19 protein-coding genes are annotated in these 23238 nt (G+C 74.1%); 12 read left to right on the forward strand and 7 right to left on the reverse strand.

The window, feature by feature from the left end; genetic code table 11:
* Window positions 1-577, forward strand: a 577-nt coding sequence (locus AB0K34_RS15610) for an ankyrin repeat domain-containing protein (protein ID WP_364549079.1), incomplete at its 5' end; no start/stop codon positions are given.
* 73 nt (window positions 578-650) lie between these two features.
* Here the strand turns inward: AB0K34_RS15610 and moeZ are convergent.
* A complete protein-coding gene (moeZ, locus tag AB0K34_RS15615; protein ID WP_138639151.1) occupies window positions 651-1832 on the reverse strand; it encodes an adenylyltransferase/sulfurtransferase MoeZ in 1182 nt (393 codons plus the stop codon).
* Between the two features lie 201 nt (window positions 1833-2033).
* Here moeZ and AB0K34_RS15620 point away from each other — a divergent pair, with 201 nt between their 5' ends.
* From AB0K34_RS15620 to AB0K34_RS15665, 10 genes are all read left to right on the forward strand, one after another.
* The gene (locus tag AB0K34_RS15620; RefSeq protein WP_138639152.1) at window positions 2034-2234 is read left to right on the forward strand and encodes a CsbD family protein; all 201 of its coding nucleotides are present in this window, start codon (window positions 2034-2036) and stop codon (window positions 2232-2234) included.
* Between the two features lie 271 nt (window positions 2235-2505).
* On the forward strand, window positions 2506-3216 hold the full coding sequence (locus tag AB0K34_RS15625; RefSeq protein ID WP_138639153.1) for a hypothetical protein: 711 nt from the start codon (window positions 2506-2508) through the stop codon (window positions 3214-3216).
* On the forward strand, window positions 3210-4598 hold the full coding sequence (locus AB0K34_RS15630; protein WP_364549083.1) for a S8 family serine peptidase: 1389 nt from the start codon (window positions 3210-3212) through the stop codon (window positions 4596-4598). Before AB0K34_RS15625 ends, AB0K34_RS15630 begins: the two co-directional genes overlap by 7 nt.
* Before the next feature lie 25 nt (window positions 4599-4623).
* Entirely contained in the window at window positions 4624-5373 is a 750-nt protein-coding gene (locus AB0K34_RS15635; protein WP_364549085.1) for a hypothetical protein, read from the forward strand.
* Window positions 5367-6599 carry a S8 family serine peptidase gene (locus AB0K34_RS15640; protein ID WP_364549088.1) on the forward strand — a complete coding sequence of 411 codons (1233 nt, stop codon included), beginning with the start codon at window positions 5367-5369 and terminating at the stop codon, window positions 6597-6599. The genes AB0K34_RS15635 and AB0K34_RS15640 overlap by 7 nt, the downstream gene beginning before the upstream one ends.
* Window positions 6583-6891, forward strand: a complete 309-nt coding sequence (locus tag AB0K34_RS15645) for an MGMT family protein (RefSeq protein WP_138641583.1) — start codon at window positions 6583-6585, stop codon at window positions 6889-6891. Before AB0K34_RS15640 ends, AB0K34_RS15645 begins: the two co-directional genes overlap by 17 nt.
* 144 nt (window positions 6892-7035) lie before the next feature.
* Window positions 7036-10149, forward strand: coding sequence for an ATP-dependent DNA helicase (locus tag AB0K34_RS15650; protein ID WP_301175928.1), 3114 nt, complete (start codon window positions 7036-7038; stop codon window positions 10147-10149).
* A 30-nt stretch (window positions 10150-10179) separates the two neighbouring features.
* Entirely contained in the window at window positions 10180-13569 is a 3390-nt protein-coding gene (locus tag AB0K34_RS15655) for an ATP-dependent DNA helicase (protein ID WP_364549092.1), read from the forward strand.
* Window positions 13570-13685: 116 nt separating this feature from the next.
* Entirely contained in the window at window positions 13686-14465 is a 780-nt protein-coding gene (locus AB0K34_RS15660; protein ID WP_364549095.1) for a methyltransferase domain-containing protein, read from the forward strand.
* 53 nt (window positions 14466-14518) lie between these two features.
* Window positions 14519-14824: a hypothetical protein gene (locus AB0K34_RS15665; RefSeq protein WP_089326206.1), complete on the forward strand. Its 306-nt coding sequence runs from the start codon at window positions 14519-14521 to the stop codon at window positions 14822-14824.
* Between the two features lie 53 nt (window positions 14825-14877).
* Here the strand turns inward: AB0K34_RS15665 and AB0K34_RS15670 are convergent, their stop codons facing one another.
* Window positions 14878-16479 carry an AMP-binding protein gene (locus AB0K34_RS15670; RefSeq protein WP_364549098.1) on the reverse strand — a complete coding sequence of 534 codons (1602 nt, stop codon included), beginning with the start codon at window positions 16477-16479 and terminating at the stop codon, window positions 14878-14880.
* A gap of 89 nt (window positions 16480-16568) precedes the next feature.
* On the opposite strand from AB0K34_RS15670, the gene AB0K34_RS15675 reads away from it, so the two are divergent.
* A complete protein-coding gene (locus AB0K34_RS15675) occupies window positions 16569-17207 on the forward strand; it encodes a maleylpyruvate isomerase N-terminal domain-containing protein (protein ID WP_364549101.1) in 639 nt (212 codons plus the stop codon).
* Between the two features lie 6 nt (window positions 17208-17213).
* Here the strand turns inward: AB0K34_RS15675 and AB0K34_RS15680 are convergent, their stop codons facing one another.
* The 5 genes from AB0K34_RS15680 to AB0K34_RS15700 form a co-directional block, all read right to left on the reverse strand.
* Window positions 17214-17561 carry a VOC family protein gene (locus AB0K34_RS15680; RefSeq protein ID WP_364549104.1) on the reverse strand — a complete coding sequence of 116 codons (348 nt, stop codon included), beginning with the start codon at window positions 17559-17561 and terminating at the stop codon, window positions 17214-17216.
* Between the two features lie 85 nt (window positions 17562-17646).
* On the reverse strand, window positions 17647-18732 hold the full coding sequence (locus AB0K34_RS15685) for an alanine racemase (RefSeq protein ID WP_364549107.1): 1086 nt from the start codon (window positions 18730-18732) through the stop codon (window positions 17647-17649).
* Window positions 18729-20348, reverse strand: coding sequence for an IucA/IucC family protein (locus tag AB0K34_RS15690; RefSeq protein WP_364549109.1), 1620 nt, complete (start codon window positions 20346-20348; stop codon window positions 18729-18731). The genes AB0K34_RS15685 and AB0K34_RS15690 overlap by 4 nt, the downstream gene beginning before the upstream one ends.
* On the reverse strand, window positions 20339-21964 hold the full coding sequence (locus AB0K34_RS15695) for an IucA/IucC family protein (protein ID WP_364549112.1): 1626 nt from the start codon (window positions 21962-21964) through the stop codon (window positions 20339-20341). The genes AB0K34_RS15690 and AB0K34_RS15695 overlap by 10 nt, the downstream gene beginning before the upstream one ends.
* Entirely contained in the window at window positions 21961-23130 is a 1170-nt protein-coding gene (locus tag AB0K34_RS15700; RefSeq protein ID WP_364549115.1) for a siderophore biosynthesis protein, read from the reverse strand. The genes AB0K34_RS15695 and AB0K34_RS15700 overlap by 4 nt, the downstream gene beginning before the upstream one ends.
* Window positions 23131-23238 lie beyond the last annotated feature (108 nt).

A 23238-nucleotide genomic window follows, 5' to 3' on the forward strand; every position in this document is an offset into this window, starting at 1 on the left:
GGACCTGCTGCGGGCCGCCGAGCGGGGCGACGCGGCGGCGGTCCGGGCCGCCCTCGCCGCCGGGGCCGACCCCGCCGTACGGGACGGGCGGGGCCGCACACCGCTGCTCGCCGCCGCGCTCGGCGACCATGTCGAGGCCGCCAAGGCGCTGGTCGAGGCGGGCGCGGACCCCGACGCGCAGGACGACACCAAGGACAGCCCCTGGCTGGTGACCGGCGTCACCGGCAGCGTGCAGATGGCGCGGGTGCTGGTCCCGGCGCGGCCCGACTACACGGTGGTGAACCGCTTCGGCGGGACGTCCCTGATCCCGGCCGCCGAACGCGGGCACGCCGCCTACGTGCGGGAGGTGCTGCGCACCACGTCCATCGACGTCGACCATGTGAACGACCTCGGCTGGACCGCGCTTCTGGAGGCGGTCATCCTCGGGGACGGCGGACCGTCCCACCAGGAGGTCGTCGGCCTTCTGCTGGAGGCCGGGGCCGACCCGGAGCTGGCCGACCGCCAGGGCGTGACCCCGCTGCGGCACGCCGAGCGCAAGGGCCACGGCGAGATCGCGAAACTGCTCCGCGACGCCTAGCCCGCGCGCCCGGAAGGCGCCGAGCACGCGAAGACCCCCGGACCCTGACGGGTGCGGGGGTCTTCGGCGCGCGTCAGTAGGACGGCTGGCTCGGGTCGATCTGGTTGACCCAGGCCAGGACGCCGCCGCCGACGTGGACGGCGTCGGCGAAGCCGGCGCTCTTCACGACCGCGAGGGCCTCGGCGGAGCGGACGCCCGACTTGCAGTGCAGGACGATCTTCTTGTCCTGCGGCAGGCGCTCCAGGGCGGAGCCGTTCAGGAACTCGCCCTTCGGGATCAGCGTCGCGCCCGGGATCGAGACGATCTCGTACTCGTTGGGCTCGCGGACGTCCACGAGGAAGATGTCCTCGGCGCGGTCCTGCATGGCCTTGAGGTCGTGCACGGAGATCGTGGAGTCCTTGACGGCCTCGGCGGCCTCCTCGGAGACGGCGCCGCAGAAGGCCTCGTAGTCCTCCAGCAGCTCGGTCTGCGTCGGGTTCTTGCCGCAGAGCGGGCACTCGGGGTCCTTGCGGACCTTGACCGAGCGGTACGTCATCTCCAGCGCGTCGTAGATCATCAGGCGGCCGACGAGCGGCTCGCCGATGCCGGTGAGCAGCTTGATGGCCTCGTTCACCTGGATCGAGCCGATGGACGAGCACAGCACGCCGAGCACCCCGCCCTCCGCGCAGGACGGCACCATGCCGGGCGGCGGCGGCTCGGGGTAGAGGCAGCGGTAGCAGGGGCCGTACTCGGACCAGAACACCGACGCCTGGCCGTCGAACCGGTAGATCGACCCCCACACGTACGGCTTGCCGAGCAGGACGGCCGCGTCGTTCACCATGTAGCGGGTGGCGAAGTTGTCGGTGCCGTCGAGGATCAGGTCGTACTGGGAGAAGATGTCCATGATGTTGTCGCGGTCGAGCGCGGTGTTGTGCACCACCACGTCGATCAGCGGGTTGATCTCACGGACGGTCTCGGCCGCCGACTCGACCTTCGGCCTGCCGAGGGACGACTGCCGGTGGATGATCTGCCGCTGCAGGTTGGACTCGTCCACGACGTCGAAGTCGATGACGCCGAGGGTGCCCACCCCCGCGGCGGCGAGGTAGAGCAGTGCGGGGGAGCCGAGCCCGCCGGCGCCCACGACCAGGACCTTCGCGTTCTTGAGGCGCTTCTGCCCGGACATGCCCACGTCGGGGATGATCAGGTGCCGCGAGTAGCGGTTGACCTCGTCGCGGGTGAGCTCCGCTGCGGGCTCGACCAGAGGTGGCAACGACACGGTGGGTGCTCCTGTGCTGACGCTCGGCTGTTAGAGAGGCGGGGACGTCCCCGTCCTCCCACCGCACAACCTTGCCACGTCGCCTTGCATTCCCCGCAGGCGCCGTCCCCCGAACGCGCACGCGCGCATACACCGTCAAGGGACGCGCATGGGCCGCCCTGGAGCGGGCATGGGTCGCCCAACATAACGGGAGGAGGAACCATGAGCTTCCTCGACAAGCTCAAGAACAAGACGCAGCAGGCCATGGGACACGGCAAGGAGCAGGTCGGGCGGCAGTCCGGCGACCGGTCCATGGAGGCCGAGGGGCGCAAGGACCAGGCGGCCGGCGGCACCAAGCAGGTCGGCGAGAAGGCCAAGGACGCCGCCGAGGAGGCGCGCAGGACGTTCGGCTCCGGGTCCTAGCGCCCGGTGGCGGGGCCTGGCGCTCCCGCGAGTGGAAGCCCCTCCGCGGAGGGGCTTTCCACTGCCTCGTGCGCAATGACAGGTGGATTGTCGTAAAACACAGTTAATCTTGACTGTTGTGGCATTCCCGCCTCCCTTCCAGCAGCAGCCGCCCCCACCGCGTCCCCCGTACGCCGGTCCGCCAGGGCCTCCGTACGCGGGTCCGCCGCAGCCTCCGCCGCGGCCCGGCCGGCCCACGGTCCTCGGCCTGACCGGGCGCCAGTGGATGGTCGTGGCCCTCGTCGTCGGCTGCTGCTACTTCTTCACCACCGCGTTCGCCATGGTCGGCGCCTGGACGACCGTCAACCGCGAGCCCACCACCGCGGAGCTGCAGACGGCCGCGAACAAGGAGGTCGCGCGGCGCTGGGAGGCGTGGCCCGCGAGCCGGATCTTCCCCGACCGGATCCCCTACCGCCCCGTCGGCGACCACAGCGAGTACGCGTCCCGGACCGGCATCGTCCCCGACACCGGCTGCGCCCAGGCGGTGGACGAGGAGATCGCCGCCACGCTCGTCAAGTACGGCTGCCGGGCCGTCCTGCGCGCCACCTACACCGACCAGCTGCAGGGCGTCGTCGTCACCGTCGGGGTGGTCGCGTTCCCCGACCCGTGGAAGGCCGACCGGGCGTTCAAGGAGCTGCCCGGCTCGCAGGGCCCGGGCGACGGCTCCCGCTCGGTGGCGCCCGCGCTGCACGCCGCCGCGTTCCCGGGGACGGCGTCCGCCCGCTTCACCGACGAGGCCCGGCAGGACCGGACGATCGACCGCGGCGGCCCGTACGTCGTGCTGACCGCGTCCGGGCAGTCCGACGGCCGGCCCGCGTCCGCGATCAAGAAGGCGCGGCCCGGCGAGCTGTTCGCCGTGGCCCCGCAGCTCGGCCACGCGGTCGCGCGTGCGCTGGCCGCCAAGGCGCTGCCCGACTGCGACGACCCGGAGTGGGAATGCTGACACGCGCGCGGACGGCCGCAGTCCTGGCGGCGGGGGCGATTGCGGGGAGCTGGCTGCTGCCCGTCCCGGCGCACGCCGACGAGGTCCGCGACCGGCAGCGGCCCATCCTGAAGCTGCTCGGCATGGACGCCGCCTGGAAGGTCACCAAGGGCGCGGGGGTGACGGTCGCCGTCGTCGACTCCGGCGTCGACCCGAACCAGGCGGACCTGCGCGGCAAGGTCACCACCGGCCCCAACATGCTCGCCAAGGTGGACCGCGGCAGCACGCCCGCGCGGCTGCACGGCACCGGGATGGCGTCGCTGATCGCCGGGCAGGGGCACGGCCCGGGCGGCCGCGCCGGGATCATCGGGATCGCCCCGCAGTCCCGCGTCCTCGCCGTCCGCGCGATCGGCGAGCCGGAGGACGCGAGCTACGCCCGGTACCGGACGTCGGAGGAGGCGGAGACGTCGGTGGCGCGCGGCATCCGCTACGCCGCCGACCACGGCGCCGACGTCATCAACCTCTCGCTCGGCCGCGAGGACGAGACGCCCGAGGAGCGCGAGGCGGTCGGCTACGCCATCGGCAAGGGCGTCGTAGTGGTGTCGGCGGTCGGCAACGACGGCGACGAGCAGCGGCTGCTGGACGACGACGGGTTCGCGCCGTACTCCTACCCGGCGTCCTATCCCGGCGTGATCGCGGTCGCGGCGACGACGCCCGGCCACACCCGCGCGCCGTTCTCCAACCGGAACTACTCGGTGGTGCTGTCCGCGCCGGGCGCCGGGCTGCCCGTCGCGGGCCCCGGCGGCCGGTACTTCGTCAGCTCCGGCACCAGTGACGCCAGCGCGGTCGTGTCGGGGATCGCCGCGCTGATCCGCGCCAAGCACCCCGACATGGCGCCCGCGCTGGTGTCGCAGGCGCTGGTGCAGAGCGCCCGCGGCGGGCCGAAGGGCGGCTACGACCCGGAGATCGGGTTCGGCGAGGTGCACGCGGCCCGCGCGCTGTCGGCGGCCGACTCGCTCGCGACGGCGCGGCCGGGGCCCGCGAAGGGCAAGTCCGCCGGCGAGCGGTTCGGCGCGGGCGACCCCGGACCGGTGCCGATCATCGACCATCCCGCGTGGGTCCGCTGGGTGATCGGCGTGATCCTGGTGCTCGGCGTCGGCGGGGCCATCGGCGGGGGCGGGCTCGCGATGGCGTTCCGGCGCCGCCACCCCAAGCCCGCGCTCGGCCCGCCTCCCGGCCCGTCCGCGCCTCCCGGGCCGCCGCCCGGGCGGCATCCGGGCCGGCCGTACGGGCCGCCTCCCGGCTCGCCTCCCGGGCCACCGCCCGGCTCGCCTCCCGGCCCGCCGTACGGCGCGCCGGGGCGGACCCCGCCGCGCGGCGCGTCGCCGGCGCCCCCGTACTGATCCCCGTTGGGCTACGCTCCGCTGCGTGTCGCGCGCTGAGATCTCCGCCCCGGGCACCGAGCCGGAACCGGGACGGTGGCGGGTGTCGCGCCGGACGGCGGCGCTGGTCGCCGCGTCCGCGTGCGCGACCGTCCTCGTCGTCGCCGCGGTGCGGCTGTCGGCGGAGCTGACCCGCGGCCCGACGCCCGCCGAGCGCGCCGCCGCCGCGGCCGCCGAGGTGGCCGGCCGGTACCGCGCGTGGCCCGCCGGGCGGATCTTCCCCGCCGGGATCCCGTACACGCTCGGCCAGTCGTCCCCGGCGACGGCCCGCCGGGTCGGGATCGGCGCCGACACCCGCTGCGCGCCGGCCGCCGACGACGCGCTCGCCCGCTCCCTCGTAGTCCGCGGCTGCCGCGCCGTGCTCCGCGCCACCTACCTCGACGAGACGCAGGGGCTCGCGGTGACGGTCGGGGTGGCGGTGTTCCCGGACGAGCGGTCCGCGCGCGAGGCGGTCGAGTGGTTCCCGGACCGCGCGCCCCGCCCCGGCCTGCGGGCGCTGCCGTTCGAGGGGTCGGTCGCCGCCCGGTTCGGCGACGCGGCCCGGCAGGCGTCCGCCGCCGCGCAGCGCGGCCCGTACGTGGTCGCCGCGACCGCCGGGTACGCCGACGGCCGGCCCGCGCTGCGCCGCCCGCTCGCCGATTTCGCCGAGCTGGCGCCGCAACTGGCGCGCGCCGTGCTCGCGCCGCTGGCCACGCCGGCGGAGGTCCGCTGCGGCGACCGGGAGTGGCGATGCTGAGGCGCCTCGCCGCCGCGCCGGCCGCCACCGCGCTCCTCGCCGTCCTCACCCTCCCCGCCCCTCCCGCCCGCGCCGATCAGGTACGGGACGCCGCGACGCCCGTCCTGGAGTCGCTGAACGTGCCGCGGGCGTGGACGATGGCGAAGGGGCGCGGCGTGACCGTCGCCGTCCTCGACTCGGGGGTGGACGCCGACCAGGCCGACCTGGCGGGGTCGGTCACCGTGGGCCCCGACCTCACCCGCGGCGCCGGGCCGGCGGGGGCGCGGCCGAAGCGGCTGCACGGCACCAACATGGCGTCCATCATCGCCGGGCACGGGCACGGCCCCGGCGGCGCGCTGGGGATGATCGGCGTCGCGCCCGAGGCGCGGCTGCTGTCGGTGCGGGTCATCCTGGAGCGGGACGAGCCGGGGTTCGCCGAGTTCACCGGCGCCGAGCGCTTCGCCGGGACGATCGCGGACGGCATCCGGTACGCGGTCGACCACGGCGCCGACGTGATCAACCTGTCGCTGGGCCGCTCGTACCCGACGGCGCGCGAGCGCGACGCCGTCGCCTACGCGATACGCCGCAACGTCGTGGTGGTCGCCGCCGCCGGGAACAACAACGCCGAGGGCAGCCCCGGCGGCGTGAAGGGGAAGGGGCGCGCCTCCTCCAAGTACTTCTATCCGGCGTCGTTCCCCGGTGTGATCTCCGTCGCGGCCGTGGACGCGCGGGGCCGACACGCCGGGTTCTCCAACCGCAACTCCGGCGTGGTCGTGTCCGCGCCCGGCGTGCAGGTCATCGGCGCGGGCCCGGACGGGCGGTACTGGATCGGGGACGGCACGAGCCCCGCGACCGCGTTCGTGTCCGGCATCGCCGCGCTCATCAGGTCGCGGCATCCCGGCCTCGCGCCGGCGCTGGTCACGCAGGCGATCGCGGCGAGCACCCGGAACCGGCCCGCGCGCGGCTACGACCGGGGCGTCGGCTTCGGGACGGTGGACGCCGCCGCCGCGCTCGCCGCCTCCGACGGGCTCGCGGGCGCCCGGATGAGCGGCGCCGGGCTGCCGGCGGACCGGCGGTTCGCGGACGGGCCCGTCCGGCCGGTCCGGGCGGTGCACCGCTCGGGCGGGCTCATCCTCGCCTACGTGCTGGTTTGCGCAGTGGCCCTGTTCGGCTTGGCGGGCGCGGCGGTGTTCGCGCGCGGGGCGCCGCGCGATCCGGGAGAATCGCCGGATGCCGTTCGAACCTGACGAGTACGCCGAGGCGGTGCTGGACGCGGTCGAGAGCATCCCGCCGGGCCGCGTCCTGTCCTACGGCGACATCGCCGAGCTGGTCGGGCGCGGCGGGCCGCGGCAGGTCGGCCGGGTCATGTCGCTGTACGGGGGCGGCGTCCCGTGGTGGCGGGTGATCCGCGCCGACGGCAGCCCGCCGCGGAGCCACGAGCGCCGCGCCCACGAGCACTACCGCGCGGAGGGGACGCCGCTCCGCCCGGACGGCGTGCGGGTCGACATGAGGCGGGCGCGGTGGTCGGGTCCGTCCTGAGCCGGCCGGGTGTGGTTTTTCTCCCTGGCGACATGCGTGCGTTGTGGTCAGAACCGTCCCGGTGATCTGTTCCAATGAACTGTTGTGCCCTCTGGTTCCTACCGTCTCGTGCGCCGCGCCGGTCCCGCGCGGACCGTCCCGCCTGTGCTCGACGAGCAGCAGCGGCGGGTCGTCGAGCACGCCGGCGGGCCGCTGCTGGTGCTGGCGGGGCCGGGCACCGGCAAGACGACGACGATCGTCGAGGCGGTCGTCGACCGCATCGAGAACCGGGGCGTCGATCCGGAGCGCGTGCTCGTCCTGACGTTCAGCCGCAAGGCGGCGGGGGAGCTGCGGGAGCGCATCACCGGGCGCCTGCACCGGACGACCCGCACCCCGCTCGCGCTCACCTTCCACAGCTACGCCTACGCGCTGCTCAGGCGCGACGCCGTGCTGAACGAGGAGCCCGCCCCGCGGCTGCTGTCCGGGCCGGAGCAGCTCTTGGAGGTGCGCCGGTTGCTGGAGGGCGAGCTGGCGGACGGCGCGCGCGACTGGCCGGAGCGCCTGAGGGCCGCCTTGGCGACGCGTGGGTTCGCCGAAGAGCTGCGTGACTTCACCTTGCGGGCCGTTGAGCGCCAGTACGCCGCCGAAGACCTGGTCGCCCTGGGGCGCATGCGCGGGCGCGACGACTGGCCCGCCATCGGCGGGTTCATGGAGCGGTACGTCGACCGGTTCCTCCTCGACCCCGTCCCCACCTACGACTACGGCGAGCTCATCCACATGGCCGCGGGCATGCTCGCCGACGAGGAGGTGCGGATCCGGGAGCGGGACGCCTACGACGTGGTGTTCGTGGACGAGTACCAGGACACCGACCCCGCGCAGGAGGCGCTCCTGCACTACCTCGCCGGGGAGGGGCGCGACCTCGTCGTGGTGGGCGACCCCGACCAGTCGATCTACGGGTTCCGGGGCGCCGACGTGCGGGGCATCCAGGAGTTCCCCACCCGCTTCCCGACCCTGGACGGCGAGCCCGCGCCCGTGGTGGCGCTGCGGACGTGCCGCCGCATGGGCCCGGAGATCCTCGCCGCGTCGCGCCGCATCGCGCGCCGCCTGCCCGCCGGGTCGGCCGGCGCCGCCGAGCACCGCGCGCTGCGGCCGGTGGAGGAGCTGGACGACGGCGAGGTGCGCGCCGTCATCGCCGACTCCGAGAGCCAGGAGTCGGCGCTGGTGGCCGACGAGCTGCGCCGCGCCCACCTGCTCGACGGCGTGCCGTGGTCGCGGATGGCCGTGCTGGTGCGCAGCGCGGTGCGGCAGGTTCCGGTGCTCCGGCGGGCGCTCGCCCAGGCCGGGGTGCCGGTGGTCGTCGCGGGCGACGAGGTGCCGCTGATCGCCGAGCCCGCCGTCCGTCCGTTCCTGGTGCTGCTGCGGGCGGCGCTGAAGAAGGGCTTCCTGGACGAGGAGGTCGCCGAAGACCTGCTGACGGGGCCGCTGGGGGGCGCCGACGCGCTCGCCATGCGGCGGCTCAAGCGCGCGCTGCGCGACCTGGAGGAGCTGTCGGGCGGTGACCGCCCGCTGGGGGAGCTCCTCGTCGCGGCCGTCAACGACCCCCGCGAGCTGATCCTCGTCCACGAGAGGGTGCGGGCGCCCGCCGAGCGGATCGCGCACCTGATCGAGGTGGCGCGGCGCTCCGTCCACGACGGCGGCACCGCCGAGGACGTGCTGTGGGCCGTCTGGCAGGAGAGCGGGCAGGCCGACGTCCTGCTGGAGCAGAGCGTCAAGGGCGGCACGCGCGGCGCCGCCGCCGACCGCGACCTGGACGCGGTCGTGGCCCTGTTCGACCACGCGGCGCGGTTCGTCGACCGGCTTCCCCAGGCGGGGCCCGAGCTGTTCGTCGACAACATCGCGTCCCAGGAGATCGCCGGCGACACCCTGGCCGAGCAGGCGCCCCAGGGCGAGGCCGTCCGCATCCTCACCGCGCACCGCTCCAAGGGGCTGGAGTGGGACGTGGTGGTCGTGGCCGGCGTCCAGGAGGGCGTCTGGCCCGATGTCCGCCTGCGCGGGTCGCTGCTGGGCGTCGAGGAGCTCATCGAGCACGCCGCCGGGGCGGAGCTGGAAGGCGATGCCGCGGCAGGCGCCTCCATGGCGGCCAAGATGCTCGACGAGGAACGTCGGCTCTTTTACGTCGCGGTCACGCGCGCGCGCAAGCGCCTGGTGGTGACGGCCGTCGGCGGCGACGACACCGAAGAACGTCCGTCGCGGTTCCTCAACGAGCTGCTCCCGGGCGCCATCGAGCAGTCGCAACTGGACGAGAAGACCCGGTGGCTGTCGCTGTCCGCGCTGGTCGCCGACCTGCGCTCGGTGGTCGCCGACCCGTCCCGTCCCGAACCGCTGCGGCGCGCCGCAGCCGGGCACCTGGCCCGCCTCGCGCGCGCGGGCGTGCGCGGCGCCAAACCGGAGAACTGGTACGCCATCACCGCGCTGTCCGACCCCGGGCCGGCGTTCAGCGAGGACGAGCAGATCACCATCTCCCCGTCCCAGGTGGAGGCGTTCACCACCTGCGGGCTGCGCTGGCTGCTCGCCTCCGCCGTCGGCGCGCAGGAGGGCGGCCCCAACGAGTACAGCACGATGGGCAAGGTCGTCCACGCCGTCGCGGAGATGGCGGGCGCCGACGACGGCGTCGACGAGGTCCACGTCGCCGAGCGGCTCGACGAGATCTGGAACGACCTGGAGTTCCGCAGCTCCTGGTACTCGGAGAAGCAGCGCGAGCAGGCCGCGACCATGGTCGACAAGTTCCTCGCCTGGCACCGCGACAACCCCAACGAGGTCGTCGCGCTGGAGGAGTCGTTCAAGGTCGACCTCGGCCGCGTCGTCATCAAGGGCCGCATCGACCGCGCCGAACGCGACGAGCAGGGCCGCGCCGTCATCATCGACATCAAGACCTCCTCCACCGCCGTCCCCAAGGACGACCTGGCGCGGCACCCGCAGCTCGGCGTCTACCAGTACGCGGTGATGCTCGGCGCGTTCGAGCGGCACGGGCTGATCGAGCCGGGCGGCGCCAAGCTCGTCCAGGTCGGCAAGGCCGCGTTCACCGCGAAGGCGCGCGAGCAGGAGCAGCCGCCGCCCGCCGAGGACGCCGACCCCGAGTGGCCGAAGAAGCTCATCGAGGTCGTCGCGACCGGGATGGCGAGCGAGGTGTTCCAGGCGCGGGCGAACGACAAGTGTCGCACCTGTCCCGTACGCTCCTGCTGCCCCGTCCATGACGAGGGCGGGCAGGTCGCGGACTGAACGGTCCACAGTGAGCTCGGGGGGAGCGAGGTGATCACGCCGGGAGAACTGGCCCGGCTGCTGGAGATCCCGGAGCCGACGGAGGAGCAGGCCCGGGTGATCGAGGCGCCGCTGGCGCCGATGGCGGTGATCGCGGGCGCCGGGTCCGGGAAGAGCGAGACGATGGCCGCGCGGGTGGTGTGGCTGGTCGCGAACGGCTTCGTCCGGCCGGAGCGCGTCCTCGGGCTGACCTTCACCCGCAAGGCCGCCGCCGAGCTCGGCGTGCGCGTGCGCAAGCGGCTCGACAAGCTCCGCGAGGTGCTGCCCGCCGACGAGCTCGAACGGCTCGGCGGCGAGGCCCTGTTCGACGGCGAGCCGATGGTCTCGACGTACCACTCGTACGCCGCGCGGCTGTTCGGCGACCACGCCCTGCGCGAGGCCCTCGAACCCACCATGCGGCTGATCTCGCCGGCCGTCGCCTGGCAGATCTGCTCGCGGGTGGTCGACGCCTACAACGGCCCCATGGACCGCATCGACTGGCAGCCCGACACCGTCACCAAGGCCGTCATGGAGCTGGCCGGCGACCTGGCGGAGCACCTGCGCACCGCCGAGGACGTCCGCAAGGTCGGCGCCTGGCTCGACGAGCGGCTCGCCGTGGTGAAGAAGCCGCTGAAGGCGCAGCGCGACATCCTCGCCAAGCACGCCGTCCGCGAGCAGCTCATGCCGCTCATCGACGCCTACGCGCGGGCCAAGGCCGACCGGGAGGTCATCGACCACGGCGACCAGATGGCGCTCGCCGCCCGGATCGCCCACAAGCATCCCGAGGTCGGGATGACCGAGCGGTCCCGGTTCTCCGTCGTCCTGCTGGACGAGTACCAGGACACCAGCCAGGCGCAGCTCGTCCTGCTGCGGTCGCTGTTCGCGGGCGGCCACCCGGTGACGGCGGTCGGCGACCCGTGCCAGTCGATCTACGGGTGGCGGGGCGCGAGCGCCGGGAACCTGCTGCGGTTCGCCTACGACTTCCCCGCCCAGCCCGGCGCGGACGGGCGGCGGCCGGTGCCGGCGCCGGTCGTCCAGCTCAGCCGGTCGTTCCGCAACGGCGAGCAGATCCTGGAGGCGGCGGCCAAGGTGCAGGAGGAGCTGCGCGCCGAGACGAAGGCCGTGCCGCGCCTCGTCCCGGGCGCGGGCCGCGAGGGGCGCGGCCGCGTCGAGTGCGCGCTGTTCCCCACGGTCGAGGACGAGGCCGACCGCATCGCCGCGCGCATCGCGGGCCTGATGGCCGCCGACCCCGAGACCGCGCCCGACGGCGGCCCGCAGGCCGAGCCGCTGCGCTACTCCGACGTCGCCGTGCTGGCGCGCAAGCGGTCGCAGTTCCCGCTGATCCGGCGGGCGCTGGAGGCGCGCGGCATCCCCGTCGAGGTCGTCGGGCTCGGCGGGCTGCTCACCGTCCCCGAGGTGCAGGACGTCGTCGCGACGCTGCGGGTCATGCACGACCCGACCGCCGGCGCGTCCCTCGCCCGGCTGCTCACCGGGCCGCGCTGGCGGCTCGGCCCCCGCGACCTCGTCGCGCTGGGCCGCCGCGCCCGCGCCCTCGCCCAGGAGGCGGCCCGCGACGTCACCCCGCCCGAGCGCCCCGAACCGCCCCCGGCCGCAGACGCGCCGGAGGCGGCCGGGCAGGACGGTGCCGACGCCGGGCAGGACGCCGCCGACGACCCGCTCCGCCAGCTCGTCGGGGAGCTGAACCAGGAGACCGGCAGCCTCGTCGACGCGCTCGACGACCTCGGCCCGGCGGAGGCGTACTCGCCGGAGGGGTACGGCCGGCTGCGGCGCCTGCGCGACGAGCTGCGCGGCCTGCGGAGCCAGGTCGGGCTGCCGCTGCCCGACCTCGTCACCGAGGTCGAGCGGGCCCTCGGCCTCGACATCGAGGTCGCCGCGCGGTCCGGGCTCGACCCCGTCACCGCCCGCGCCGACCTCGACGCCTTCATCGACGCCGCCGCCACCTTCGCCGGCGACGCCGAGGACCCGACGCTCGGCGCGTTCCTCGCCTACCTCAAGGCCGCCGAGACCGAGGAGTTCGGGCTGGAGGCCGGGCGCGTGGGGGAGACCGACAGCGTCAAGCTGCTCACCGTCCACGCGTCCAAGGGCCTGGAGTGGCCCGTCGTCGTGGTGCCGGGCCTGTCGTACACGGCGCAGAAGAACGGTGGCCCCGCCAAGGGGTCGATCTTCCCGTCGCCGCCGCAGAACGCCACCCGCTGGACGGCGAACCCGCGCGTCCTGCCGTTCATGCTGCGCGGCGACCGCGCCGACCTGCCCGCGCTGACCGGCCTGGAGAAGGACGACCTCGCCGCGTTCGACCAGGCGTGCGCCGAACGCGACCTGCGCGAGGAGCGGCGGCTCGCCTACGTCGCGGTCACCCGCGCGTCCAGCCTGCTCATCACCACCGGCTACTGGTGGGGGGCGTCGGGGCGCCCGCTCGGCCCGTCGCCGTTCCTGGAGGAGGTGCGCGCCGTCTGCGTCGCCGGCGCCGGGTCCGTCGCCGTGTGGACCGACCCGCCGGAGGAGGGCGCCGCCAACCCGCTGCTCGCCGACCCGGAGGAGGCGCAGTGGCCCGTCGCGCCCGGTGAGCGCGGCCAGTCCGACCTCACCGCCCGCGAGCGGTACGAGGCGGTCGTCGAGGGCGCCCGCATGGTCGAGGCCGAGATGGCGGGGCGGACGCGGCACTGGGCGGGCGACGCCGGGCTGTCGGACGCCGACCGCGCCCGGATGACCGCGTGGGCGCGCGACGTCGAGCTGCTGCTCGCCGAACGCGACCGGGGCCGCTCCGGCGACGGCCTGCTCGTCGAGCTGCCCGCGCACCTGTCGGTGTCGTCGCTGGTGTCGCTGGCGCGCGACCCGGTGGCGCTCGCCCGGCAGATCCGCCGCCCCATGCCGCGCCCGCCCGCCCCCTACGCGCGGCGCGGCACCGCGTTCCACGCCTGGCTGGAGGGCCGCTGGGGGCAGCAGCGCCTCCTCGACCCCGACGAGCTGCCCGGCGCCGCCGACGAGGGCGCCGCCGACGACTCGCAGCTCGCGCGGCTGCGGGAGCGGTTCGAGCAGTCGGAGTGGGCGTCCCGCGAACCGCTCGACATCGAGGTGCCGTTCGAGACGATCATCGGCGACCGGCTCGTCCGGGGCCGGATGGACGCGGTGTTCCGGTCGCCGGGCGGCGGCTACGAGGTCGTCGACTGGAAGACCGGCTCGCCGCCGTCCGGGGAGGAGGCGCGGTTCGCGGCGGTGCAGCTCGCCGCGTACCGGCTGGCGTGGGCGACGCTGACCGGGGTGGACGTCTCCGCGGTCAGCGCGGCGTTCCACTACGTCGCCGCCAACGTCACCGTCCGCCCGGCCGACCTGCTGGACGCCGCCGGGCTCGCCGCGCTGCTCGACGGCGTCCCCGCCGCGTGACCCGCGGCCCGCGCGCGGTGTGATTCTCCGCCCGCGCGGCGTGATGAGTCTCACTCCCCTCTGGTCACCGTGCGTGCTTTCGGGGATGATCCGGGCAACCATCCGAGGGAGGCGACGTGACGGTTACCCACGACGAGAAAGTCGTACGGGAGTTCTCCAAGCAGGCGGCCGGGTTCGCCGACCCGAGGCTGAACGTCGCCTTCACCCGTCACCTGGACCGGCTCGTCCGCTTCATGGAGCCGGAACTCGACCTCGAGGACGTCGTGCTGGAGGTCGCGGCCGGCACCGGCATCGTGTCCCGCGCGATCGCCCACCGGGTCCGGCACGTCACGGCCCTCGACCTCACGCCCGCGATGCTCGCGGAGGGCAAGCGCGGCGCCGACCACGCCGGCCTCACGAACCTGACGTTCACGCACGGCGACGCGACCGCGCTGCCGTACCTCGACCGGTCGTTCACGCTGGTCATGACCCGTTTCTCGCTGCACCAGGTCGCCGACCCCGGGGCCGTCGTGGCGGAGATGGCCCGGGTCAGCCGGCCCGGCGCCGCGCTGATCATCGCCGATCTGGTCCGGCCGGAGGGCGTCGCGGGCGACCCCGACCGCATCGAGCGGCTCCGCGACCCCTCGCACGGCACCGCGCTCACCGAGGCGCGGATCGCCGAGCTGGTCGCGGCGGCGGGCGCCGAGGTGAAGCGCACCGACCGGTTCGACTACGTGCGGCCCCTCGACCCGTGGCTGGAGTTCAGCCAGACCCCCGCCGAGGCCGCCGCCCAGATCAGGCGGGAGCTGGAGGAGGAGCTGGCGGGCGGCCCCGCGACCGGCATGCGTCCGAGCATGGTGGACGGCGTCCTCCACTTCACGCACGCGTATCTCTTCCAGCAGGCGATCGCCGGGTAACGATTCGAGCGAATGTTCGACGCCGCTCGCTCATATGTTCTAGGTTGTCGGGCATGGGTTCCACCACCGTGCGGTCCCTCGACCGCGAGCCCGCCGCGCTGGCGATGCGCATCGGCGTCGTCGCGGCCGAGGCGGCCCTCGCCACCTTCGCCCGCAACCTCGACCTCGACGACCTGGCGGACGGCGTCGACTTCCAGGGCGCCATCGGCCCCGCCGAATGGCCGGTGTTCTCGCTGGTCATCGACACCCTCGCCGAGGCGGGTCCGGGCGACCGCCGGTCGCTGGACGAGCGCCGCGCCGACGCCCTCAACGACCTCGCCCGCATCTGCATGGCGGCCAAGAACCGCGGCGCCGCATGACCCGGTGACCGGGCGCGTCCGGGACCGTGCGGCCTTGGGCCCGGGCGCCGCCCTCAACCGTGCAGCGCCGCCGGCCTGACCTTCCCCGTGCTGGTCCGGGGCAGCTCCCGGACGAACCGGATGTCGCGCGGCACCTTGTACCTGGCCAGGTGCGTGCGCACGTGCTCCTTGAGCTCGTCCTCGGTGACCTCCGAGCCGGGGGCCCGCACCACGTACGCGGCGAGGCGCTGGCCGAACGCCTCGTCGTCCACGCCGGTGACGGCGACGTCCGCGACGTCCGGACGGCCGCCGAGCAGGTCCTCGACCTCGCCGGGGAACACGTTCTCCCCACCGGACACGATCATGTCGTCGGCGCGGCCGTCGATGAACAGCCGCCCGGCCGCGTCGAGGTGGCCGAGGTCGCCGGTGCTCGTCAGGCCGTCCAGCGTCGGCTTGCCCCCGCCGCCGGTGTAGCCGGCGAACCGCAGGCCGCCGCCGGTGTAGACCTCTCCGGTCTCGCCGCGCGGGACCTCCCGGCCGTCCTGGTCGAGGATCCGGACGGTCAGCCGGAGCGACGGCCGCCCGGCGGTGCCCGGCGCGGCGCGCAGGTCGGCCGGTGTGGCGATGGTGGCCCAGCCCGTCTCCGTCGCGCCGTAGACGTTGACGAGGACGTCGCCGAACGCGTCCATGAACGCCTCCGACAGGTGCGGGTGGAGCATCGAGCCGCCCGACACGACCGCGCGGAGGGTGGGCGTCTCCGGCCGGTCGGGCACGTCCAGGATGCGCTGGAGCATCAGCGGCACCGCGACCAGCGCCTCCGCCTCGTGGTCGGCGATGGCCCGCAGCGTCGCGCGCGCGTCGAACCGGCGCGACAGGACGAGCGGCATGCCCATGCCGAGGCCGACCGCCGTGTAGGCGAAGCCGAGGATGTGGAACAGCGGCGGCGCGATGACGATCGGCGCCCCCGCCCGGACGGGGACGCGCATGGCGTGGGTCAGCGCGGCCGGCAGCAGCGCCCCGAGGGACATGTCGTGCCGGGCGCCCTTCGGCGTGCCGGTGGTCCCCGACGTCATCACGATCACGCCGCCGGTGCGGTCGGGGAGCAGCGGTTCGGGCTCTGTGCCGCCGATGAGCGCGTCGAGCGTCTCCGTCTCCGTCTCCGGGGCCGCGTCGCCGCCGGTCCAGGCGAGCAGCCGCCGCCCGGCGAACCCGGACTCCTCGACGGCGTCGGCGAACTCCGCGTCGTGGACGAGCAGCTCGATCCCCTCGCGCTCCGCGACCTCCCCGAGCTGCGCGCCGGAGAAGTCGGTGTTGAGCAGCACGATGTCGTTGCCCAGCCGCGAGACCGCGAGGAGCGTCTGCACGAACCCGCGGTGGTTGCGGCACAGGACGCCGGCCCGCCCGTCCCCGATGCGGCCGCCGAGGGCGGTGGCCAGCGCCGCCGCGTGCCGCTCCAGCTCGGCGTAGGTGAGCGCGCCGCGCTCGTCGATCAGCGCGGTCCGGCCGGGGAACCGCAGTGCCGCCATCGCGCCGATCGTCGCCGGCACGGGCCCGAACCGGACGTACGGGAACAGCAGCCGAGCGGCCCGGTCCGGCCGGATCGGCCGCACGACCCCCGTGTCCCGCACGGCGCGGACCGCCCGCACCCCTGACCGCAGCTGGTCGAGCAGTGGCAACGTCTTTCCTTCCCCTCGTCCTCCGCCACGCCCATACCCGCCCTTTGCGGAGATATTGAGCGCTGTGCGGCGTGGGTTACCGTCGGGGCATGACGATCTCCGACGATGCCGTGACCGCCGACGACGTGGAGCTGGCCGTCCGGCTCGCGGTCTCCGTCCTGCGGAAGGCGCCGCCGGACGCCTGGGACGCGATGGCGGGGTCGCTGGAATGGACCTGCTGGGAGACCGTCGAGCATCTGAGCGACGACCTGTTCGCCTACGCCGCCCAGCTCGCCCCGCAGGCGGCCCCGGCGGACGGCGACGTGCCGTTCGTGTGGGAGAGCCGCCGCCCGGGCGGCCCGGCGAACGCGGTCCACGCGGACCGCGAGGCCGGGCCGGACGGGCTGCTGCGGGTGCTCGACGCCTGCGGCGGCCTGCTGGTCGCCATGGTGCGCACCGCCTCCCCGGACGTCCGCGCCCACCACGTCTACGGCGCGTCGGACGCCGAGGGCTTCGCCGCCATGGGGATCGTGGAGACGCTCGTCCACACCCATGACCTCGCCGAAGGGCTCGGCCTCCCGTGGGAGCCGCCCGCCGACCTGTGCTCGCGTGCGCTCGGCCGCCTGTTCCCCGACGCGCCGCGCGACACCGACCCGTGGCCGACGCTGCTGTGGGCGACGGGACGCGGGGAGCTCCCGGGCCGCCCGCGCCTCACCTCATGGCGCTGGTACGGCGCGCCGCGCGCCTGACGCCCCTCAGCGGTGGTTCAGCACGTTCACGACCCGCCCGTTGGGATCGCGGACGAAGAACCGGCGCACGCCCCACTCCTCGTCCTGCAGCGGATGCACGATCTCCGCGCCGCTCTTGCGCACGGCCTCGTAGACCGCGTCGACGTCCTCCACCTCGACGCTGACGTCCGGGACGACGGGCCCGGTCTTGTCGCCGGTCATGAAGCTGACCTGCGCCGTCGGCACGGACGGGGAGGCGAGCGTCACGATCCACCCCTGGTTCATGACCTCCTCGAACCCCAGGCGCTCGTAGAACTCCCGGCTCTCCTCCACGGCCCCGGACTCGATGTTGGGCACGACACGGCGAATGGTCATCGATATCTCCAAGCAGAGCGTGATGGCGATGTGGAAGCCCCATCGTCGCCCACCGCCGCCTGCCGGGTCTTGGACGAATGGGAGCTCAGCGCAGGTAGTGGAAGCCCGGCTTGGGGTGCATCAGGAAGTCGTGGTGGGAGATGTTCCAGGCGTAGGCCCCGGCCATGCCGAAGGCGACCACGTCGCCGGGGGACAGGGGCGGGACGGGGACGTCGCGGGCGAAGACGTCCTTCGGGGTGCACAACTGGCCGACGAGCGTCGCGGGGGACTCCGGGCCCGTGGCGGTCAGGACCTGGAAGGGCTGGTCATGGCCCTTCGTCACCGGGGTTCTGAGGTGGTGCGTGCCGCCCCGGAGGATCACGTAGGTCTCGCCTCTGGTCGTCTTCACGTCCAGCACGTCGGTGACGTACCAGCCGTGGTAGGCGGTGATGGCGCGGCCGGGCTCTATGCGGACCTTGGCCGGAATGGAAGCCAGCCCTGTCGCGTAGGTGCGCCAGTCGAAGAGGGCTCCGGGGGACGTGTAGTCCACCGCCATGCCACCCCCGACGTTCAGTTCGGGGTCGTCCACGCCTTGCGTCTTCAGCCAGGGGAGCGCCCATTCGGCTATCTGGTGGGCGAGGTCGAGCATGGTGGGGGCGTCCAGGCCGGAGGCCAAATGGGCGTGGACGCCGCGCAAGGTGAGGTGGGGGTTGTCGGCCAGGAGCCGGGCGCATTCGTTGAGGGCGTCCTCGTCCATGCCGAAGGGGCCGCTCATGGTGAGCGCAGCGTTCGGGGTGCGGAGGGGGAGGTTCGCGCGGAGCAGGATGTCGGCGGGCCCCAGCACGGCCAGGTTCCTCAGTTCGTTCGGGCTTTCCACATGGACGCGGTCGACGGTCAAGGCCAGGCGTAGTTCTTCGACTGTCTTGCCTGGGCCTCCGAAGGCGAGCGGCACGCCAGGCAGGGTCGCCCGGACATGGGCCAGTTCGCCGCCTGAAGCCACCTCGATGCCGTCCACATGGGGCGCCAGGGTGCGGAGTATCTCGGCATCAGGGTTGGCCTTGGCGGCGTAGAACAACTCCGTGGAGCCAAGGGCTTCTCGGATGGCTTCGACGTGTTCCCGTAGACCCGGCAAGTCGTAGACATAGGCCGGGTAGCTGTCGAGGCTGAGCGCGAGTTCGGCGACTTCGTTCATAGCGGTCTGGGGGCTGCCAGTGGGTTGGGGGTCGGGACGTAGGTGGCGCCCCGGTCGGCCACGCGGGACCAGCGGGTGCGGAGGTTCGCCTTCGCCGGCACGGGGACTCCGGCGAGGAGCGCTCTGACTTGCGGGTGGTGGTCGTGGACGGCGAAGTGCTTTCGCGCGTCCTGCCAGAGCGTTCGCTCCAGGTGCGGGTGCAGGTCGGCGACCGCGGCGGCGACTTCGGTGAGGTGGTTGATGAGGAGGCAGTAGACGACGCGGTTCCAGCCGCGGTCGGGCGCGTAGGTGAGGCTTTCGGCCACGCGGGGCGGCAGGTGGGAGAGGTCCCAGCGGCCTGCGGTCAGCTTGGTGCCCTCCAGGTCGCGGAACGCGGCGTGGACGGGCATGCCCGTCGGGTCGACGCAGACGAGCACGTTCTGAAGGTGCGGTTCCAGGACGATGCCGTGGTCCAGGTAAGCGCGGAGGACGGGCGGTGCCACTTGCGCCACGTAGGCGTCCCACCATGCGCGGGCTTGCTCTGCGGTCTCTAGAGCGGGCAGGTCCGCGAGGAGCGTGCTGTAGGGGTCGGTCAAGGCGCCCGCCAGCAGCGGTGTGCCGGGCAGGGATCTGACGCCCTGGCGCAGGATCACCCCCAGGCCCTCGTACAGGCGGCGGTCGGGGAGTGTGACGCTGCGGTAGGCGGGCTCTGCGAGCAGCGTCGAGCCGAGCTTGTCGAAGATGGGCGGCAGCAGTTCGTTGAGGGCGATGGCGCCGCTCAGCTCGTACCAGGCGTTCTTGCGCACGCAGTTGGTGATGCGGACGTCCAGGCTGAACTTGCAGAAGACGTCGGCGTCCGGCAGGTAGGCCGTGCGGACGGACGAGGTGGGGATCGCCTCGGTGTCGGACGGGCCGAGGTCGACCAAGAGGTCCTGCGCCAGAGCCTTCTGTAGGACGGGGTTGTCCGCGAGGAGGGAGAACTGCCACGGGTGGACGGGAAGCAGTGTCCGGCCTGGGGGAGCAGGAGGCCCGTAGGACACCAGGGCCGCGAACGCGTCCGGGTCTCCTTCCTCGGCGACGAGGTCGTCCGGGACGGCCAGCCAGTGCGGACGGAAGCGGGCCCGGGTCTCCGGCGCGTACTGGAGCCAGTCACCAGGCGCCCCTTGTCGGGCCTTAGGAGACGGGTGGAATCGGTGCCCCGCGACGAGAGCCTGTTCTGAGGCGATGTACCGGTCGCCGGACGCCTCGCTCCTGGCGGCGAGGATCGCGGCCAGCGCCGTGTGGCTGTCGTCCACCTGGGTGAGGAACTCGGGGTTGGGACGGCCGGTCGCCAGTTCCAGTTCGCCCGCGACGAGGTTGGCCAGCCTGTCCCAGGACGTGAGGATCCACTCGTCCTCCCGCTGCTCCTCGTAGGGCGGCGCCAGGCGGTAGGTGGGGCCTGCCGGAGGCCGGGTCAGGCGCGCGCGCAGGACGACGCCTGCGCGGGGCAGGCGGGCGAGGAGATGGTCGCCGTCCGGCCACAGCTGCTGCTCGGGCGCGCAGACCTCCCGGATCAGGCAGTTGAGCAGCGCGGTCGCGGTGGCGTCGCCGGCCGTGACGGCCGGTCCGGTCAGTTCTGTGAGCCCAGTCAGCGGCACGTCGCGTCCAGTAGTAGGTAGTTGGGCCCCGGCGGGCCGTAGTGCTTGTTGATGTCGGCCGCGCCGGTCCTGGCCTTGTCGACGAGCGTCCCGGCGGTGAGCATGGCCTTGCCCGGCAGGGAGCCGGCGTCGAGCGTGCGGGAGCGCAGGAACGCGTCCGCCGGGCCGAGCGCGGCGTCGAGCCGCTCGCGGACCATCGCGAGCCCCGTGCGCCAGGGGAGCAGCCCCCGCTCGGCCAGGCCGACGGCGACCGCGGCGGCGCACAGGTGCAGCGTGATGGTGACGAACACGCGGGCGAGGGCGTCGGGGTCGGTGGTCGTCATCCGGCGGTCGATGAGGTCGCGCGGGTCCGTGCCGGGGGATGGGGCGAGGCGCGCCCCGAGCCGCGACGGGTCGATCAGCGCACCGTCGTTGTCTTTGATGAGGAGACGCAGCGGAGAAGCGTCGTCCAGGACGAGCGCGACGTTCTGCTGATGCGCCTCCAGCGCGATCCCGTAGCGGAACAGCGTGACGTTCCACTCGAACAGCGCGGACAGGTACGTGCCGAGGAGTTCTTCGACGTCCCAGCGTTCGATGACGTAGCCGCCGTCCGGGGCCTCGGCGAGCAAGGCCGCCACCGGGACGATGTGCGCGCGCGCCGTTTCCGGCGGAAAACGCCGCACGAGGTAGGCCAGGAGCGGGTCGTTGGCGTGGCCGTAGGTCTGCTCATCGGCGAGAAGCACCGGGAGCGCCGATTCGCGCTGGAGCACCCGGCGCAGGATGCGTTCGACAAGCGCTCCGTCATGAAGCGTGCCGGGCATGATGGTGCGCCGGTTGCGCAGGCCGAGCGTGCTGGTCGGCAGCGGCACCTTCACGTGGACGAGCGGCGCGGTGCCGCTGAGCACGGCCACGGTCCGCATAGACAGTGTCGGGCCGACCCGCAGGAACGGCTCGGGCGCCGATGCCGTGCCGGCCTCCGCGCGCACCTGCCGCACCGCCAGCGGATGGACGGGGAACAGCGCCCCCGCCGCCCCGCCTGAGCCCAGGCCCACGTCGGACGGCGCGGGCCACCACTCCGGCAGCGGCCCGGCGAGCACCGAGTTCCGCACGGGCGCCCACCGCAGGGGGAACGACGGCGCGAACTCGGGCGCGTAGCGGCTCAGATCGGCCATGGACAGCCCCGCGCGGCTCCGCCCCGCCGGATGCACCGGGTGGTCGTTGTAGGCCGCCAGCGTCTCGTAGAACGTCCCGGGGCCCGTCCGCAGCGCCTCCGGGATGCGCGCCAGCCGCCGGTGCACGGCGGGACGCGCGTCGTCGTGCAGTTTCCCGGCCGCGAGCGCGGCCCGGCATTCGCGCTCGAAGGCCGCCGTGTCGTCGCGCGGGTCGGCCACCGAGCGGACGGCCTGGAAGACGTCGCTCAACTTCAGGTCCTGCCCAGAGGCCACGACGAGTTCGGAAAGGAAGACCGGGCGCGCGCGCAGGAGCCGCACTGAACGGCCGGGCAGTTCTAATCTCTCGCCCCTGATGAAGCGCCGCATGCCGCCGTAGTCCTCGCGGAGCAGCGCGTCCAGCACGCGGGCCGCCAGCGGGCCCTCGCCGCGGTCCGGCGGCGGGGCCGCCTCGGCGCGGTCGGTCACGTGATCGTCCAGCGGTGGTCCGCGCGGAAGCGCGCGAGCGCGGCCTCGACCTCGTCAGGGCCGGGGCCGATCGCACGCACGGTGCCCAGGTAGTCGCGGTTGGTGCGGGTCACCGCGACCGAGTCGCCCACCGCGCGCTGGGGGCGGTAGGAGAGTCGCACCTCATCATCGTCCACCCGCACCGGGCCGGGGGCCGCGGTGAGGACGCCGGAGCGGTCGGCGATGACCGGCTCCGCCACGGCGTGACGCGGACGTGGGACGTGCACACCCGGCACAGGCCCGCCCAAGTGGACCTGGAGGATCTGCTCGAAGAGCGGCACGCCCAGCAGGTCGGCCAAGAGGAAATCGCAGTGGTCGCCGATGAGCCGGTAGTTGACCTCGATGATGCGGGCGCGGCCCTCATGGACGACGAACTCGGTATGGCACGCGCCGAACCCGACCCCCAGCGCCTCCAACTGGCGCAGCACCTGGGGCGTCTCCGGAGGCGGTGCCGCCCACTCAAGGCGCTCCTCAACGAAGAACGGCGGCGGCGAGACCGTCGTACGGAACGAGCCCAGGACGCGCAGTTCCCGCCCATCGCCGAGCGTCTCCAGCGTGTGGAGGTGCCCCGGCAGGTACTCCTCGGCCACGAGCGGGTCGTCGCGCCGGGCGGTGATCTCGTCCGCGCGTGCGGCCAGTTCCGCCGCGTCCTCGACCAGGAACACGTCCTCGCTGGCGACGCCCTCGCGGGGCTTCAGGACGAGCGGGTAAGGCGCGTCCGGCGGCACCTCGCGCGCGTCAGCGGAGAACACCGGGTCGATGCCCGCGAGGTGGCGGCGCATGAGGGCCTTGTTCTTGGCGCGGGTAGCCGCCCGCCAGTCCTTGGCTGGAAGACCGAAGTACGCCGCCGCCAGCGCGGCGGGCGCCTGCAAGAAGTCGCTGTTGGAGAAGACGGCGGCGGGCTCACCGCCCGCGTCCGCACCGCCGATGCGGTGGACGATGTCGCGGAAGTCGGAGACGTCGCACTCGACGACCGGCCCGCCGAACGCGTGCGCGCCGGACCGGTAGGCTTCCGGACGGTCGGTGAGCAGCACCGCGTCCAGCCCGAGGCGCGCGGCGGCGGGCACGAACCCGTGCGTCACCGAGTCGGTCGCCTTCCCGGCGACCAGGTAGAGCGAGGCGGCCACGATCGGCCTTTCCAGTTCGGTTCGTGGGTGAGGTAAGCCTTGCCTAACTCGCAGTGATCATAGTGGCGGGGCGGCACCGCGCGCGCAAGAACGATCGCACCGCGTGTC

It is taken from the genome of Actinomadura sp. NPDC049382, from assembly GCF_040677125.1.
Lineage (GTDB): Bacteria > Actinomycetota > Actinomycetes > Streptosporangiales > Streptosporangiaceae > Spirillospora > Spirillospora geliboluensis.